This is a genomic window from Flavobacterium enshiense (assembly GCF_022836875.1).
GTDB classification, from domain to species: Bacteria; Bacteroidota; Bacteroidia; order Flavobacteriales; family Flavobacteriaceae; genus Flavobacterium; species Flavobacterium enshiense_A.
The window spans coordinates 1,368,602-1,386,307 of record NZ_CP090376.1; the positions used below are offsets into that span (position 1 = coordinate 1,368,602).

The window sequence follows — 17,706 nt, forward strand, 5'->3', positions numbered from 1 at the left end:
TAGTTTTCGCTCTGTTTTCATATTTGTAGTGATTGGATTTGTTTTTAGTAAAAAATGTAGTTTTTTTAAAATATTGTTATATATGGGATGGAATGCTATTTTTTTGGGATGTAAAATTTTTTAAAATAGTAATTCTCAGTAGATTCGCCATCAGAATAACTAAAAATGTATTATGAACAAAGCTTACAATTTATTGAAAAGGGTGAGAGTCCTTTCCTTTTTAAATTCGACATTTGGAAGAAATTGTTTAGGTAGTCCTTCTTTTAATGAGGGATTCTCCAAACATACCCAGATGGAAAAAAACTGTTCTTCATTGGTTTTGGGCGTTTTGTTAACTGTTTTTACGTCAGTTACAGGTATGGCCCAGGTGACCACAAATGGAGGTTCGGGATTAAATGCAGCCTATCCGGATTTGGCAACAGCCATTACGGCTCTAAACGGTGCAACAATTACAAGTCCGGTCGTGATTACTTTGACTGGAAATGAAACAGCTCCTGCAGGGGGGTATGTAATTACAGCTGAAGGAACAGCAGTAAACACAATTACTATTACTGGTACTGGTTATACAATTACAGCATCCGGTGCGCTTACTGCGGGATCTTTATCAGATGCAATTTTTAAATTTCAGGGTGCTGATTTTACAACTTTGCAAGGCTTTACAATGTTGGAAAATCCAGCTAATATAACTACGGCAGAAGGAACAAACAATATGACTGAATGGGGAGTTGCATTATTATATGCATCGACTACCAACGGATGTCAGAATGTTACGATCCAAAACAACACTATTGATTTGTACAGAATGTATCAAAACAGTTTTGGTATCTACAGTAATTCGACTCATAATGCTACAGCTCCGACATCTGGGGCATCGGCATCTGGGGCAACTGGTGGAAATCACAACCTGAAAATTTACGGCAATACCATTACTGATGTTAACAATCCGATTGTGGTTGTCGGGCCAAGTGCGGCGGCTGACCATAATGACGGATTGGACATTGGAGGTAATAGTGCTGCTACCGGAAACGCTCTTACAAATTTCGGTAATACAGGTAGTTTTTCGGCTTTTTCAACAGTTAGCCAAAGCCAGGTGGCAGGGGTACAAATAAAGAATTCGAAAAATATCAATGTTTCCTATAATACAATAACAAGTTCCGACGGAGGTACAACTTCAGGGATACTTCGAGGAATTTATTTGCCGACTAATACAAATGCTGTTACAGGAACATTTACTAATTCATTTACAAATAACACCGTTTCATTGCGTGTTGGTGCAGCTCTTTCTGGTATTAGCGGGATTATGCTTGAAGGTTCAACAGTTACCAATACTTCTACGCTGAATATCACGGATAACGATTTTGTAAACTGTGGACACACAACGGCGACAGCTACAGGAGGAATTACTTTGATATCCAATCAGGCAGCGGCATTAAACACGAATATCAATTACAATGAGTTCATGAATTTGAACATCATATCTACAGGGGCTTTTACTTTTATTTATAATAGTGGGGCTAGGCCTGCAGGTGCTGTGACGAATGTTAATGGCAACAAAATTACAGGAACATTTACGAGACCTAATTCTGGCGGAGCTACTAGTTTTTACATGAACACCACTAATTCGGCTAACGGTGCTGTAGAAAACAATCTTAATAACGATTTTTCGAATATAACAATTAATGGTGGAACATCAATTACCGGTTGGATTTCCAAAGATGGAGCAACGGCAGCACCATTCGGACCAGCTAAAACGGTAACAGGAAATACTTTTAGGAATATCACCGGAGGAACGGGTTCTATTGTGATTTTGAGCGTTGCAAACAGCAACGGTGCTACAGTTAACAGTGTTTCCGGCAATGTTATTTCAAATATCAACACCACTACAGGAGCGGTTACGGCAATTGATTTAGCTAATGGAAACCAAAGTGTTTCCGGTAATACGATTTCGGGTATTAATACAACTACAGGTGCTGTTAAAGGAATAACAACGGCGAATGGTTCAAACCGTATTTTTGGTAACACTTTGGAAGCGTTCAAAGGAACAGATATGGCAACAGTTTATGGAATTGAATTTGTTGAGGGAATACATGCTATCTACAAAAACAAGATATATAATTTAGAAAGCGGTACAGGTACTCCTGCTGGGACTACTGTTATAGGTATTGTAGGAGGATCATCAACAATAGCTGGTCAACATGATATTTACAATAATATTATCGGGGACTTACGTTCGTCAGCGAATTTCGCTAATGCGATCGTAGGGATTAATATTGGAGGATCAGGGACGGCAAACGTATACAATAACACCGTTGTGTTAAACGCTATTGCTCCTGCAGTTGCCAATTTTGGATCGGCTGCACTTTTTGCTGGGCAGTATGTTGTAATAACAATGAAAAATAATGTTTTGGTTAATACTTCGGGATTTGCGGGTACCGGAAAAACGGTTGCGTACAGAAGAAATGTTAATTTAACGAATTATGTAGCCGGATCGAATAATAACTTGTTGTATGCAAGCACTATTTATTTTGACGGAACCAACGCCGATACAACAATAGATGCTTATAAAGCTAGAACGGCGCCACGTGAGAGTTTATCTGTAAGTGAAAACCCTTCTTTTGTGAGTATGGTAGGCACAAGTCCTGACTTTTTGCATGTCAATACGACGGTAGCTACGCAGATTGAAGGTGGTGGAACAAACGTAGCTTTGGTAACGGAAGATTTTGATGGAAATATCAGACATGCATCTACTCCTGATATCGGAGCGGATGAGTTTACAGGTGTACCATTAGATTTGACAAAGCCAGTAATTACTCTTACTGCAGATACTACATGTTCTATTGGAACAAGAACGGTTTCTGCAACTATTACTGATGCTTCAGGTATACCTACAGCAGGTACAGGATTGCCGGTAGCTTACTGGAGAATAAATTCAGGGGCTTATACAGCAGCAACAGGAATATCTATGGGAGCTGGTGTTTATAATTTTACGATAGGAACCGGAAGCGTAGCAGGAGATTTTCTAAGTTATTATGTGGTTGCTCAGGATGCTGCAACGACTCCTAATGTGTCTGTATCTCCTTCAACTGGAGCAGCAGGACTAACAGCTAACCCTCCGGCGGCGGGAACAGCGCCAACGGCGCCAACTGCGCTTGTAACGCCATTGAATGGTGTTTATACAGTAGGAACAGGTGGAAATTACACAACACTAACAGCAGCAGTTGCAGCTTATAACTCAAGATGTTTGGCGGGTGCGGTTACGTTCTCGTTACTTGATGCAACTTATAGTGCTTCGGAAACATTCCCTATTACAATCCAGCAGCACGCTGATGCGAGTGCGGTAAATACTTTAACTGTTAAGCCAGCTGCAGGTATTGCTCCAACAATTACTGGAAGTAGTACTTCGGCTATAGTGAAATTAAACGGAGCTGATTATGTAACTATTGACGGTTCGAATAATGGGACAAATACAAAAGATTTAACCATTGCAAATACTAGTAATTCAACGTTGGCTACAGTTGTATGGTTGGCAAGTTCTGCTACTACCGGAGCGACTAACAATACTATTAAGAACAGTGTAGTGAAAGGACAGGGTACTACTACTACCCGTTCAGCAATTATAACTTCGGGTAGTACTGTAAGTGCTGTAGCAGAAATAGCGAACTCAGGAAATAAATTTCAAAACAATGCTATTTCATTAGCCAAAAATGGTATTGAAATCCTTGGGCCTGTGGCTATACAGTCCGGAACAGTAATTTCTGGAAATAGCATTGGAGCGGCTGGTACTACGCTTGGTATTAGTGGTGTATCTTTAATGAACGAAATGGGTACAGTTGTCGATAACAATACTATACAAGGAATCTTGTCGGTAAATATCTTACCATCTCCTTTTACAAAAGTTGGTGGAATTCTTTTATTGGCAAATACTTCGGGTGTAGTAATGTCGAATAATACTATCAAGAATATTAAGTCAATTGCGAACCTGACTGGAGACAACAGTGTGGCTGGTGTCATTGTACCTGCTGGGAATACCGATGCGATAATTAAAGGGAATGTAATCACTGATATAGGTAATAATTCTACGGGGGCATACGGAGTAAGAGGAATTATAATATTAGGAAACGGAACTGCCATTACTAACAATATGATTTCAGATATTTATAATGCTCAAGGTTCAGTTTTAGGATCTGCTTCAACAATAGGTGTTGCTATTGGTGGAACGGCTGCCAATGTTAGTTTGATTAATAATACCGTTCATCTTTTTGGAACTCGTGCAGGAAATGCTGCAAATACAACTTCAGGTATGGCTTCGTGTATCTTTTTAGAGACATCTGGAACCGGCTTGGATATCCGCAACAATATCTTGGTGAATACTTATGATAATACTGCATCAACCGGCGATAAATCGTATGCCGTTTATTCTATGGCATCTGGTAATACACAGTTCGCGGCAATCGATTATAACGATTATTATGTTGCGGGTAGTGGAACACCAGTTTTAGGATATTTGAATGGAGATAAAGCAACTTTTGCTGATTTTGTAACTGCTTTTGGCGGTAATACTAATTCTGCAAATGTATTGCCGGTTTTCACTTTTAATAATGATTTACACTTGGTGCCGGCAAGCAATAGCGCTTTAGATAATTTAGGAACTCCTGTTGCTGCGGTTACAACCGATATTGACGGACAAACCAGAAGTGCATCAACTCCAGATATGGGAGCTGATGAGTTTTCATCTGTTTGTGCTGCAGCTGTGGGTGGAACAAGTACACCAACAGCAGCAACATTATGTACTTCAGGCAGTACAACAATTTCAGCTACCGGTTATACTACTGGAACCGGAATTACATATCAGTGGGAATCGGCATCGGATGCTGCATTTACCACACCGGTAAATGAGGGTGTTTCAACTGCAGTTTATGCTAATTTAACAACGCCGACTATTACCGCAACAACTTACTATCGATTAAAGGTTACTTGTTCAGCAGGAATGTCTGGTTATTCCAGTGTTTCAACTGTAACGGTAAATACGACTCCGGCTCCAGTTGGACCTTCAACACAAACGATTTCAGGAGGAGTGCCTTCGGAAGCTACTATTGAAGATTTAACACCTAATGGACCTGGTATTGTTTGGTATCCTACATCGGCTGATGCTTTAGCGGGAACCAATGCAATTGTTGCAAATACTCAATTGACAAGCGGAAGCGTTTATTATGCGATGCAGACTGAAGGAGGTTGTAGAAGTACTTCATATTTGGCAGTTACAGTTACGGTAACTTTAGGAGTGAATGATTTCTCTTTGTCAAATCTGAAAGTATATCCTAACCCGGTTAATGATGTTTTACAAATTGAGAATCCTCAATCTATTACCAATGTTGAAATGTATTCTATTACAGGACAAATGGTATTGTCAAAATCAGTTAACGCTATGATGGCAACTATTCCAGTAAGTGGATTTGCAGCAGGGACTTACTTCGTGAAAGTTTCTACTGATGATGCTGTCAAAACAATAAAAGTAATTAAGAAGCAGTAATTTAAGTTTGAAGTAGTTTAAGTTTGAAGTAGTTTAAGTTTTTTAGTTTACTTGGAAAAGGCTGTCTGTAAAGACAGTCTTTTTTTTATATCAATAGGTCATTTTTGTGTGTGGAAAAAAAAGTTTTTACTTATGACAATAAAAAAACCGAAGCGTAAACTTCGGTTTTTAAACTATTAAATCAGATTTTTAAATCAATCCGGCACGTTTTAACAAGGCTTCCGGTTTCGGTTCCTGTCCTCTGAATTTTTTATACAAGGTCATCGGATGGTCGGTACCGCCTTTTGAAAGTACGTTGTCTTTGAATTTATCGGCGACTTCCTTATTGAAAATACCTTTTTCCTGAAAATAGGAAAACGCATCGGCATCCAATACTTCTGCCCATTTGTAGCTGTAATAACCAGATGAATATCCTCCCTGGAAAATATGCGAAAACGAAACACTCATGCAATTTACGGCGACATCAGGATATAATGCAGTGTCTTCCATGGTTGCCTTTTCAAAAACTTTGACATCCTTTATATAGCTAGGATTTTTTCCGTGGAACGCCATGTCCAACAAGCCAAAACTTAATTGACGAAGCGTTGCCATTCCTTCCAAAAAGCTCGCACTTTCCTTTATTTTATTTACAAATTCCTGCGGGATAATTTCGCCGGTTTCGTAGTGATGTGCAAATAAAGCTAATGCTTCAGGTTCATAACACCAGTTTTCCATTACCTGGCTCGGCAATTCCACAAAGTCCCAGTATACAGATGTCCCCGATAAACTCGGATAGGTAGTATCGGCCAGCATACCATGTAAAGCGTGTCCGAATTCGTGGAATAATGTGGTTACTTCATTGAAAGTTAACAACGACGGTTTGGTCTCGGTCGGTTTGGTGAAATTACAAACGATGGAAACATGAGGTCTTTCGTTAACACCTTCTTTTACATATTGTGGTTTGAATGAAGTCATCCAGGCGCCATTTCGTTTTCCTTTTCTCGGAAAGAAATCGGAGTAGAATATGGCAACCAAATCTCCTGAGGCGTCCGAAACTTCAAAAGTGTGTACATCTTCATGGTATTTGTCGATGTCGAAAACTTCCGTAAAGGTCAATCCGAAAAGTTTGTTGGCAATGGTAAAGGCTCCGTTCTGAACGTTCTGTAATTTGAAATACGGTTTCAGTTTTTCATCGTCCAGATTGAATAATTCCTGTTTCAGTTTTTCCGAATAATAGGAACTGTCCCATTTTTCCAAATGATCGATGTTGTCAAGGTTTTTGGCAAAATCGGTCAGTTGTTTAAATTCTCTTTCGGCAGCCGGTTTTGCTTTGGAAAGCAAATCATTTAAAAATGAATTTACTTTTTCCGGATTTTGAGCCATGCGTTCTTCCAATACAAAATCGGCATGGGTTTTATAGCCTAATAAGTTGGCTCGTTCGTGGCGAAGATTGGCAATCTTTAAAACATTCTGCTGATTGTCGAATTCGTTGTTCTGGAATGCTTTTTTTCCGTAAGCGATCGCAAGTTTTTTACGAAGTTCCCTGTTTTCGGCATAGGTAACAAATGGTAAGTAGCTTGGAACATCCAAAGTGAAAATCCATCCTTCCTTTTCCTTGCTTTTTGCTAATGAACGAGCGGCTTCAACGGTGCCTTCCGGCAATCCTTTTAAATCGGCTTCGTTTGTAATAAGTAATTGATAGGCGTTGGTTTCTGCCAATACATTTTCACCAAAAGTTAGTTTCAATTTGGCCAGTTCCGTATCGATTTCACGCAAACGGGCTTTTTTGTCTTCTGCCAGCAGTGCTCCGTTTCTCGAGAAGTTTTTGTATTTTTTGTCTAAAAGCATAGCCTGCTCTGTGTTCAGGTTCAGGCTTTCTTTTTGCTGATAAACCGATTTGATGCGCTCGAATAAAGCAGTGTTTAAAGTAATGTCGTTGCTCAATTCGGTAAGCATCGGAGTAACTTCCTGTGCAATTTTCTGCATTTCGTCACTGGTTTCGGCAGAATTCAAATTGAAAAAAATACTGGTAATGCGATCCAATGTCTGACCGGAAAATTCCAATGCTTCGATGGTGTTTTCAAACGTAGGTTTATCCGCATTATTTACGATGTCATCTATTTCAGCACGCGTGAGTTGAATGCCTTTAGTGATAGCCGGAGCATAATCTTCGATTTTAATTTTCGAAAAAGGTGCAGTATTATGCTTGGTTAGGAATTTAGTTGTTAAAATCTTCATTTTTTATTTGCAGTTTATCGGTAAAATTTATATTTTTATCGAGTAAAATTGGAATCCGAATTTTAATATCCTTTTTGCTCCCAATAATAAGAACAATAAACACCGGCTAATTTTAACCCATTAGTCTGTGGACCCCGAAAAAAGTCCCAGCCACAGGGGCTTTTTTCACTTTTATTTGTTTAGGTTTTCCGCTGCGGTCAGCACAGCCTGTTTCAATCCTTCTTTATAGTCAATCATTTTATCCAATACGGCTTTGTCGTGACTTCCTATAATCTGTGCAGCCAAAATTCCGGCATTTTTGGCGCCGTTTAAAGCTACGGTAGCTACCGGAACACCGCCTGGCATTTGTAAAATGGATAAAACACTGTCCCAACCATCAATGGAATTGCTTGATTTCACCGGTACTCCAATTACGGGAAGCGGCGACATTGATGCTACCATCCCTGGTAAATGCGCGGCACCACCTGCACCGGCAATAATTACTGAAATACCTCTGGTATGTGCATTTTTGCTGAAATCGAACAGTTTTTCCGGCGTTCTGTGAGCGGAAACAATGTCAACTTCGGTTTCAATGCCGAAATTTTTTAATATGTCGATGGCTTCCTGCATGACCGGCATGTCGGAAACACTTCCCATTACGATGGCTACTTTACTCATTGTTGTGTGTTTGGTTATTTGGTTTCTGTAATCGCTATGAATCTACAATCTGCATTCTGCCGTATGAACACTGCTTACTGAACGCTGATTACTCTGATGCTGTTTTTAACTTCCTCTGCAATCTTTCTTGCTTCGGCCATGTTTTCGTTTACGATGGTAACGTGTCCCATTTTTCGGAACGGACGGGTTTCTCTTTTTCCGTAAATGTGAGGTGTTACACCATCAATAGCCATGATTTTTTCGATATTTTCATAAACTACCGGACCTGAAAAACCTTCGGCACCCACCAAGTTAACCATGATTCCGGCTACTTTGCTGTCGGTGTTTCCTAAAGGTAAATTTAAAATAGAACGGATATGTTGCTCGAATTGCGAAGTGTAACTGGCTTCGATACTGTAATGACCTGAATTGTGAGGGCGCGGTGCCACTTCATTAACCAGGATTTGATCGTCTTCTGTTTGGAACATTTCTACGGCTAAAAGTCCGATGTGGTTAAAGGCTTCCGAAACTTTTAAAGCTATATTTCTTGCCTTGTCGGCTACTTTATCGTCAATTCTCGCCGGGCAGATTACGTATTCCACCTGATTGGCTTCGGGATGGAATTCCATTTCCACTACCGGATACGTTTTGATTTCGCCGGAAACATTTCGAGAAACTATTACGGCCAATTCATTTTTGAAAGGGACCATTTGTTCCGCTATGCATTCCACTTCTGGTAAATCTGTTAAATCCTGAGCGGAACGAACAATTTTCACGCCGTTTCCGTCATAACCAAATTCAGCACATTTCCACACAAACGGGAATGTTACTTCTTCCTTATCCAATGCATTTTTTAAACCGGTAAGGTCAGCAAAACGAATATGGAATGATGTAGGGATATTGTTTTCGGCATAAAAATCCTTTTGACGGCCTTTGTTTTGAATCATTCGTAAGGTTTTTGGTGATGGATACACCTTTTTTCCTTCTGCTTCCAAAGTGTCTAACGCATCCAGATTTACGTTTTCAATTTCGATGGTTAACACATCAACCGCTTTACCGAATTGATACACGGTGTCGTAGTCCATTAAACTGCCTTTGAAAAACTTAGTCGCGCCGAATTGACAAGGAGCCTCGTCGCTCGGATCTAAAACGTATGTCTGAATATCGAATTTTCTGGTTTCGGCAAGAAGCATTTTTCCTAATTGTCCGCCGCCAAGAATACCTAATTTAAAATCGGATGAGAAATAATTCATTCGTTGTAGTTATTGTTTTTTAATGGTTTCATGCAATCGCTTCGCTCGTACCATTGTGTTGTTGTTTGTGTGCAAAGATACTTACTCCATTGATAATTAACAATCGATGATACTAATTTAAATATTTGACATGTTTTTGGGGATTTTTTGATTAGTAAGAAGTGAAAAAAAGAAGTTTCATGGGGTTAAATTTTGGAGAAGACCGTTTAAAACGGTTTTTCATCTATTATTATGAAAAATCACTTGAAACTGTGAATGTTCTTTTTATTAATAAATTAAATTTGTGAAAATGTAAATCTCACATTATGAAAAAGTTATACTGTTTTTTTTGGTTTTTTCTGATGGGGGTTCAGTTTGTTGTACACGCTCAGGATGACCCTGCGTTTGAATGGGCTTTTAATACGACAGGTACTCCGATAAGTGGTGGGGAATCAAATGGTAAGGAAATTGCTGTTGATGATTTTGGGAAAGTATTTGTTTTGGGATATTTTGAAAGCACAGCCGATTTTGATTTCAGTGGAAATGCATACAGCCTGACTTCCGGAAGCGGGAGTCTTTTTTTGGCAAAATATGAAAGCAATGGAACTTTGATTTGGGCAAAAAAAATTGCCGGAACAAGCTTTCCAATAAATGCAATTCCAGATAGTGATCAATCCTTTAATTTGGCTTTGGACAGTAATGGAGATCTTATTCTCAGCGGCACTTTCTTTGGTACCGTCGATTTTGATCCGGGACCTGCTGTGGTAACCGTTTCACCAAATGGATCATCGGATGTTTTTATATCAAAATTCGATTCAAACGGAAATTTTGTTTGGGTTAAAAACATGGGCGGGGCTGGTTCTTCGCATGTGAGAATACAGTCCCTCTTTTTGGATACCAATAATAACATATACCTCGGAGGTGTTTTTGATTCTCAGGCAGATTTTAATCCCGGACCTGGCGTAAATGTATTGAACGCCATACAGGGGTTGGATGGTTTTTTTGCCCGATATGACAGCAATGGGAATTATGTGTGGGCAAAATCTATTGCGGGTAATGGAGGGAATGATTATATAAATTCCGTAGCAGTAGATTCCGGAGGGAATGTGTTTATAACAGGTGATTTTGAAGGAAGTTGCGATTTTAATCCCGATGCTGCTATTAATTCACTAACTTCTATTGGCGGTAGAGATACTTTTATTGCGAAATACAGTGGTTCAGGGAGTTATTTGTGGGTAAAGCAAATAGGAGGGATTAATAGTGAAAAAGGAAATGTGCTGAAATTAGATCCGCTCGGAAATATTTATGCATCAGGAAGGTTTTTTGATAAAGTCGATTTTGATCCCGGTCCAGGTGTACATATGCATGCTGCGGCCGGTTCGGGGGATATCTTTATTGCAAAGTATACATCTTCCGGTGCTTACCTGTGGAGTAAATCGATTGGCGGAACCGGCTATGAAGAGGCTTTTTCCCTTCTCTTGGACAATAATAATGCTATTTATATCACGGGATGGTTTTTTGGGACTTCTGATTTCGATCCGGGGTCAGGAACTTCGAATTTAACTTCGAACGGATACAATGATGTTTTTTGGGCAAAGTACGACATCACAGGGAACTATATATGGAGCAAATCATTGGGAGGGCAGAATCCTTCGCCGGATGAACATACAGAAGGGATTTTAGAAAAGGGATTTTCTCTTGCCTCGGGTAGTAACGGGCAGGTGTATCTCACAGGGGTATTTTATGGAACTGCTGATTTTGATCCTGGTTTCGGAACAGTAAATATATCATCTCCTGTGCCGTATTCCAATGCCTTTTGGATGCGGTTTGATACTTTAGGAAATTATCTTAATGCGGTTACAATTGGAGGTTATGGTAGAACAGATACAAGTCAGATAGGGGTTTGTGTGGAACATGGAAGTAACGGAGATGTTTATTCTGCGGGATATTTTCGCGGTTCCGCAGATTTTGATTTGGGGCCAAATCAGAGTTTTTTAAATTCACCGTCCTCATTTAATACATTTATAGCAAAATATAATAATGCCGGAGGGTATGTATGGGCAAAGAGTATAGGAGGTCAGGGACTGGCTTTTCTTTCTATTATGCTTTTGGATCAAGACGATAATATTTATGTGGCGGGTAGTCTTTCAGGAGAAATTGATTTTGATCCAGGTCCCGGAATTGCAATTCTAAACGGGAATGAGGGTAGTGAAATAACTTCAAAACTTTTTCTGGCAAAATATGATTCTAATGGAAATTATATTTGGGCAAAGGCTATCGGGTCAAGCGGAGCATTCAATTCGATTGCTTTGGATTCTCACAGGAATATTTTGGTATCCGGATATTTTATCGGGACAGGCGATTTTGATCCCGATACTGGAATAGCCAACCTGACATCTAATGGCTATTCTGATGCATTCATTGCCAAATATGATATAAATGGCCATTATATTTGGGCGAAGCGTATCGATAATAGTGATCAGATGACAACGAATTCCGTGGTATGTGATAATGATGGTAATTTTTATTGTACCGGTTATTTTAACGGGACAACCGATTTTGATCCGGGAATTCCAGCAGTAATTTATGATACAAACAATCAATTCTATAATGTATTTGTTGTAAAATACAATTCGAACGGTGATTTTGTATGGGTAAAAGTGCCTGAAGGCGGAGGGTTTGGTGCGGGAAGATCTATTGCAATCGATCCAACGGGCAATTTGATTGTTGCCGGTACATTCGGTGGTGGTAGTATTGATTTAAATCCGGGTGGAAACAATGGCACTCTGAACGGACAGGGAACTGCAAACATGTATTTTGCAAAGTATGCAAGCAATGGTAATTTTATTTTTGGAAAAGGAATTAGCGGTCTGTCTGATTTTGCAAATGTAAATGCAGTTAAAACAGATTCATTGGGGAATATTTACCTGACCGGATATTATTCGGATGCAACTGATTTTAATCCGGATGCTCAAAATCAGGCTGTTTTGATTCCATCGACTTCTACCAGTGATGCTTTTTTTGCTAAGTATGATGGAAACGGTAATTATCTCTGGGTCAAATCCATCGGTGGTGATGGGAATGATTATGGCTTGTCGCTTTCGGTAAAGAAAAATAAATTGCTTCTTACCGGGAATTTTTCAGGTGAAGGGGATTTTGATGCCACTGGGGGTATTACTACGCTTAATTGCCTGAATAACGATAATATGTTTTTGGCGAAATACAGTTTGTGCGGAAATCTGAATAACACAATCGCTGTGGCTGGCAATACGCTGACCGCAAACGCAGTCGCTGATGCTTACCAGTGGATTGACTGTAATAATGGCGGCACTTTTGTTAATGGGGCAACTAATCAGTCGTTCAGTCCTCTTGTTGCAGGAAATTATGCCGTGATTATTACCGATAATGATTGCCAGGTCGTCTCGACGTGTCATTCGGTTTTAGGTGTCGATAATCCGGGCAGTTTGAATGGACTGGTGCTTTATCCAAACCCTACAAATGGGGATTTTAAAATTCAGTTTCCTCATGCGTTTTCTGAAATCACTTCGAAAATCACTAACATATTGGGTGAGACCATTTCTGTCAATCGTTTTTCTGGTGAGCAACAAGTTTCTTTAAGTTTGTCGCAAGTTTCCGAAGGATTATACTTTGTGGAAATTGATTATGATGGTTACAGACAGGATTTCAAAGTGCTTAAGAAATAGCATCCCCGCTTTTTTGTGATGGGTTCAAGATCTGTTATTATTTAATTTTTCCTAAAACTTCCCGTGCGGCTGCTTTGTATCCTGCTGATTGCTGCGCATAATCCCTATCAAGAATTTCCTTTAATTCCTCATTGATCCAAAGTTCTTTTTTGCCGAAATGAACCAGTGTTTTCATCGCATATACTTTACAGGCAACCCGTTCGTCACGGATAAGCCAGTCCAGGCATATTTCGATGAGTTTTTCTTTCTGAAATTCCGTAAGCTTTATATTTTTTGAAGTTCCCAGAAAAAAAGCTACACGCGATATTCCTCTTATAGCAGAATCGTTTTTGTAAGCTGAAATGATTTCACAGATGCTGTCGATGTAGGGCAGAAGCATTCCGGTTTTTACTTCGGCAATCATTTCGATAATCCAAACCGCCTTGTGGTGGTTTTTGTTGTTGAGGTCAGTGCCGAATGCAATCAGATCTTTCAGATGTCCCGGATGATCAAAAATGAAATCCCGAAGCCCTTTTCGGCAATCGGTGCCGGCGTTGCTTTTTTCTAATCGACTGAATAAAATCTCCTTCATTTTACAAATGAATGCTTATGGTAGTGCTAATGTAAGTGAATTTGACAGAATGACAAATTTCAGGTATTGAGAGGGATGAGTTTTTCGGCTAAAAAGGGTTAACTCGTAAATCATAACTTATAATACGCAACTCATACCTAAAAATAATTATCTTTGCAAATTATTCCCTGATGTAAAAATGGAAATTCAACTTCACGACAAACGATTTGTTCCTTATATTTCTGCTGCAGAACTGGATTGGGCAATCGAACGCATGGCCAAACAGGTTGCGGCTGAATTAAATGGAGAAATCCCTGTTTTTATTGGTGTTCTGAACGGTTCGTTTATGGTGGTTTCGGATTTTATGAAGCATTATAAGAGGCCGTGCGAAGTCAGTTTTGTCAAAATGGCATCGTATGACGGAATGGAAACGACCAATGATGTGAAACAACTTATTGGGTTGAATCAGGACTTGTCTGGCAGAACGGTAGTTGTTATAGAAGATATCGTGGATACCGGAAATACTATCGAAGAGTTGTATAATCAGTTTGCGGATAAAAACCTTAAGCAATTAAAATTTGCTACTTTGTTTTTGAAGCCGGAAGCTTACAAAAAAGACATAAAAATTGATTATATTGGTATCGAAATCGAGGATAAATTTATCGTAGGCTTCGGACTGGACTATGACGGTTTGGGAAGAAATCTTCCGGAAGTCTATCAGCTTAAGTGATGAAAAGATTTGATTTTAAATAAAGAATAATAAAACAACATAACTACAAATTACAATTTTTTAAAATGATCAACATTGTTTTGTTCGGTAAACCGGGCGCAGGAAAAGGAACACAAGCAGAATTTTTAAAAGAAAAATACAATTTAATCCATCTTTCTACAGGTGATATTTTTCGTTTCAACATGAAAAACGACACTGCTTTAGGGAAAGAGGCTAAAGGTTATATCGATAACGGAGAATTGGTTCCGGATACTGTAACCATTAAAATGCTACAGGATGAAGTAGAGAAAAATATGGATTCCAAAGGGTTTCTTTTTGATGGTTTTCCGAGAACAATTCCGCAAGCCAATGCTTTAGACGAGTTTTTAAAAACCAAAAACTGGGAAGTAACAGCAACTATAGCGCTTGAAGCGGATGATAATGTTTTGGTGGAGCGTATTTTAGAAAGAGGAAAAACTTCCGGAAGAGCAGACGATCAGGATGCCGAAAAAATCCGTAACCGTTATGAGGAATACAATGAAAAAACTGCTCCGTTAATGGATTTTTACAGAGCACAGGATAAATTTCATGCCGTAAATGGTATTGGTTCTATTGAAGAAATTACAGAGCGACTAAGCGCTGTGATAGACACGTTGTAACCTAAAAAACAAACATGGAGATACTCATAATTTTCTTTTTAATATTACTTAACGGTGTTTTTTCTATGTCCGAAATCGCATTGATTTCAGCGCGAAAAAACCGTCTTGAATCTGCGGCAAAAAAAGGAAATGCCAGTGCGAAAACGGCTTTGGAATTAGCCAATTCGCCTAACAAATTTCTGTCCACGGTACAAATCGGGATAACCCTTATCGGGATTCTTACAGGTATTTACAGTGGGGAAAAAATTACCGACAATGTTAGGTTGTTTTTAGAAGGTTTTGAAATGCTTCGTCCTTATTCACCAAGCCTTTCAGTAGGAATTGTGGTGGTGGTCTTAACTTATTTTTCTTTGGTTATAGGAGAATTGTTGCCTAAACGAATCGGTCTGAATTACCCGGAATCAATCGCAAAAGCTGTGGCAGTGCCTATGAAAGCGGTTTCAGTCGTAACAATGCCATTCATTTGGTTGTTGACTGTTTCTACTGAGTTTGTTCTGGATGTTTTCAAAATCAAACCTACAGCCGATGGTAAAGTAACCGAAGAGGAAATTAAAGCCATCATTAAAGAAGGAACTGAAGTTGGTGAAGTGCAGGAGATTGAACAAGATATCGTGGAGCGTGTGTTTCATATCGGTGACCGAAAAGTAAATTCACTGATGACACACAGAAAGTCTGTGGTTTATCTTTCTTTGGATGAAACTATTCAGGAATTGAAAGAAAAGGTTTTGGATGAGTTGCATTCGGTATATCCTGTTTGTGTTGAAAATCTCGACGAAGTAGTTGGCGTGGTTTTACTGAAGGACTTGTTTGCCAGCTTCGAAAAAGGCGAGTTCGATTTAAAAACTATTGCCAAAGAACCGGTATATCTTATAGAACATACATCGGCTTATAAAGCGTTAGAGAATTTCAAAAAATCCAAAGTACATTATGCTTTGGTAACTGATGAATACGGAATCTGCCAGGGTATTATCACCCTTAACGATATCCTTGAGGCATTGGTGGGTGATGCGGCGGAATTTTACGAAGAGGAATTCCAGTTAATTGCCCGTGAAGACGGGACTTGGTTGGTTGATGGACATTACTCGTTGCATGATTTCTTAACATATTTCGATTTAGATGATCTAATTAACGATTATGACGTAACGACTGTAAGCGGTTTGATCATGACAGAGTTGACGTATATTCCAAAAGAGGGTGAAAAGCTTATATGGAACAAAATGGAGTTGGAAGTCGTCGATATGGATGGAATCAAAATTGATAAAGTATTGGTTCGCCTTTTAAAGGATGGTGAATAAATATGTGTCAGCTGCATAAGAAAGAGCAGATGTCCGTATTATAACAGAAAGAGAATATAACAGGAGGTTTGAAGGTTGATAGTTATTAACTAATATAAATTTGAACTTTCGCTGGCTATAAGCTAATTAACAGAACGAAAAGAAGAAATGACAGAAGGGAACTTTGTAGACTACGTAAAAATATACGTTGCTTCCGGAAAAGGAGGTAAAGGTTCTACGCATTTGCATAGAGAGAAGTTTATTGAAAAAGGTGGTCCGGACGGAGGTGATGGTGGTCGCGGCGGACACGTGTATCTGGTTGGAAATAAAGGTTTGTGGACATTGTTTCACCTGAAATTCGCCCGTCACATTAAAGCGGGGCACGGAGGAGACGGTGGAAGTGCGCGCAGTACCGGAGCTGACGGTGAAGATAAATACATTGAAGTGCCTTTGGGGACTGTAGTCCGCGATAAAGAAACTGATGAGGTTTTGTTTGAAATCACAGAACACGGAGAGAAAAAAATTCTCGCTAAAGGCGGAAAAGGCGGATTGGGTAACTGGCATTTCAGAAGTTCTACGAATCAAACACCACGATATTCCCAACCAGGGATGCCGTCGGAAGAAATCGATGTGACGCTGGAATTGAAAGTATTGGCAGATGTTGGCTTGGTTGGATTCCCGAATGCCGGAAAATCCACATTGTTATCGGTGCTGACGTCCGCAAAACCAAAAATCGCCGATTATCCGTTTACAACACTGAAACCGAATTTAGGAATTGTGGCCTACCGTGATTTCCAGTCGTTCGTAATTGCTGATATCCCCGGAATTATCGAAGGAGCTGCAGAAGGTAAAGGTTTAGGGCATTATTTCCTTCGCCATATTGAGCGTAATTCAACGTTGTTGTTCCTGGTTCCGGCTGATGCGCCGGATATTAAAAAAGAATACGATATCCTGTTGGATGAATTACGCCGCTACAACCCGGAGATGTTGGATAAAGACCGCTTGGTGGTTATTTCAAAATCCGATATGCTGGACGATGAGTTGAAAGCTGAAATGAAAAAGCATTTGGATAAAGACTTTAAAGGAATTCCATATATGTTTATTTCATCAGTCGCACAACAAGGTCTTACAGAACTGAAAGATAAATTATGGCAGATGCTGAATGTAGAAATATAAGCTGTTAGGTTATAAAATA

The 17,706-nt window shown here is 39.4% G+C and carries 10 protein-coding genes; 6 read left to right on the forward strand and 4 right to left on the reverse strand.

The annotated features are described in order from the left end of the window. The first annotated feature begins 292 nt into the window (after positions 1-292). Positions 293-5,530 carry a T9SS type A sorting domain-containing protein gene (locus tag LZF87_RS06045; RefSeq protein ID WP_244342997.1) on the forward strand — a complete coding sequence of 1,746 codons (5,238 nt, stop codon included), beginning with the start codon at positions 293-295 and terminating at the stop codon, positions 5,528-5,530. Positions 5,531-5,719: 189 nt separating this feature from the next. Here the strand turns inward: LZF87_RS06045 and LZF87_RS06050 are convergent, their stop codons facing one another. The 3 genes from LZF87_RS06050 to LZF87_RS06060 all read right to left on the reverse strand — a co-directional run bounded on the left by LZF87_RS06050 (position 5,720) and on the right by LZF87_RS06060 (position 9,636). After that, positions 5,720-7,747 (reverse strand): M3 family metallopeptidase, encoded by a 2,028-nt coding sequence (locus LZF87_RS06050; protein WP_244342999.1) that lies wholly within the window; start codon positions 7,745-7,747, stop codon positions 5,720-5,722. A gap of 171 nt (positions 7,748-7,918) precedes the next feature. After that, positions 7,919-8,404 (reverse strand): 5-(carboxyamino)imidazole ribonucleotide mutase, encoded by a 486-nt coding sequence (gene purE / locus LZF87_RS06055; RefSeq protein ID WP_023574028.1) that lies wholly within the window; start codon positions 8,402-8,404, stop codon positions 7,919-7,921. A gap of 74 nt (positions 8,405-8,478) precedes the next feature. After that, positions 8,479-9,636, reverse strand: coding sequence for a 5-(carboxyamino)imidazole ribonucleotide synthase (locus LZF87_RS06060; protein ID WP_244343001.1), 1,158 nt, complete (start codon positions 9,634-9,636; stop codon positions 8,479-8,481). 305 nt (positions 9,637-9,941) lie between these two features. Here LZF87_RS06060 and LZF87_RS06065 point away from each other — a divergent pair, with 305 nt between their 5' ends. Next, positions 9,942-13,319, forward strand: coding sequence for a T9SS type A sorting domain-containing protein (locus tag LZF87_RS06065; RefSeq protein ID WP_244343003.1), 3,378 nt, complete (start codon positions 9,942-9,944; stop codon positions 13,317-13,319). A gap of 37 nt (positions 13,320-13,356) precedes the next feature. On the opposite strand, the gene LZF87_RS06070 is transcribed toward LZF87_RS06065, so the two are convergent. Continuing rightward, complete coding sequence (locus LZF87_RS06070; RefSeq protein ID WP_244343004.1) at positions 13,357-13,890, reverse strand: hypothetical protein; 534 nt, start codon at positions 13,888-13,890, stop codon at positions 13,357-13,359. 178 nt (positions 13,891-14,068) lie between these two features. Between LZF87_RS06070 and LZF87_RS06075 the strand changes: the two genes are divergently transcribed. The 4 genes from LZF87_RS06075 to obgE all read left to right on the forward strand — a co-directional run bounded on the left by LZF87_RS06075 (position 14,069) and on the right by obgE (position 17,687). Next, positions 14,069-14,599 (forward strand): phosphoribosyltransferase, encoded by a 531-nt coding sequence (locus LZF87_RS06075; protein ID WP_244343005.1) that lies wholly within the window; start codon positions 14,069-14,071, stop codon positions 14,597-14,599. A 65-nt stretch (positions 14,600-14,664) separates the two neighbouring features. Then, positions 14,665-15,237 (forward strand): adenylate kinase, encoded by a 573-nt coding sequence (locus tag LZF87_RS06080; protein WP_244343010.1) that lies wholly within the window; start codon positions 14,665-14,667, stop codon positions 15,235-15,237. Between the two features lie 65 nt (positions 15,238-15,302). After that, positions 15,303-16,532 (forward strand): hemolysin family protein, encoded by a 1,230-nt coding sequence (locus tag LZF87_RS06085; protein ID WP_244343734.1) that lies wholly within the window; start codon positions 15,303-15,305, stop codon positions 16,530-16,532. A 147-nt stretch (positions 16,533-16,679) separates the two neighbouring features. Next, positions 16,680-17,687, forward strand: a complete 1,008-nt coding sequence (obgE, locus tag LZF87_RS06090) for a GTPase ObgE (RefSeq protein WP_244343026.1) — start codon at positions 16,680-16,682, stop codon at positions 17,685-17,687. Positions 17,688-17,706: the final 19 nt, after the last annotated feature.

Bases quoted from the DNA above. Each gene is read 5' to 3' on its own strand.
- LZF87_RS06045 (WP_244342997.1), top strand. From the start codon at position 293: ATGGAAAAAAACTGTTCTTCATTGGTTTTGGGCGTTTTGTTAACTGTT.
- LZF87_RS06050 (WP_244342999.1), bottom strand. From the start codon at position 7,747: ATGAAGATTTTAACAACTAAATTCCTAACCAAGCATAATACTGCACCT.
- purE (WP_023574028.1), bottom strand. From the start codon at position 8,404: ATGAGTAAAGTAGCCATCGTAATGGGAAGTGTTTCCGACATGCCGGTC.
- LZF87_RS06060 (WP_244343001.1), bottom strand. From the start codon at position 9,636: ATGAATTATTTCTCATCCGATTTTAAATTAGGTATTCTTGGCGGCGGA.
- LZF87_RS06065 (WP_244343003.1), top strand. From the start codon at position 9,942: ATGAAAAAGTTATACTGTTTTTTTTGGTTTTTTCTGATGGGGGTTCAG.
- LZF87_RS06070 (WP_244343004.1), bottom strand. From the start codon at position 13,890: ATGAAGGAGATTTTATTCAGTCGATTAGAAAAAAGCAACGCCGGCACC.
- LZF87_RS06075 (WP_244343005.1), top strand. From the start codon at position 14,069: ATGGAAATTCAACTTCACGACAAACGATTTGTTCCTTATATTTCTGCT.
- LZF87_RS06080 (WP_244343010.1), top strand. From the start codon at position 14,665: ATGATCAACATTGTTTTGTTCGGTAAACCGGGCGCAGGAAAAGGAACA.
- LZF87_RS06085 (WP_244343734.1), top strand. From the start codon at position 15,303: ATGTCCGAAATCGCATTGATTTCAGCGCGAAAAAACCGTCTTGAATCT.
- obgE (WP_244343026.1), top strand. From the start codon at position 16,680: ATGACAGAAGGGAACTTTGTAGACTACGTAAAAATATACGTTGCTTCC.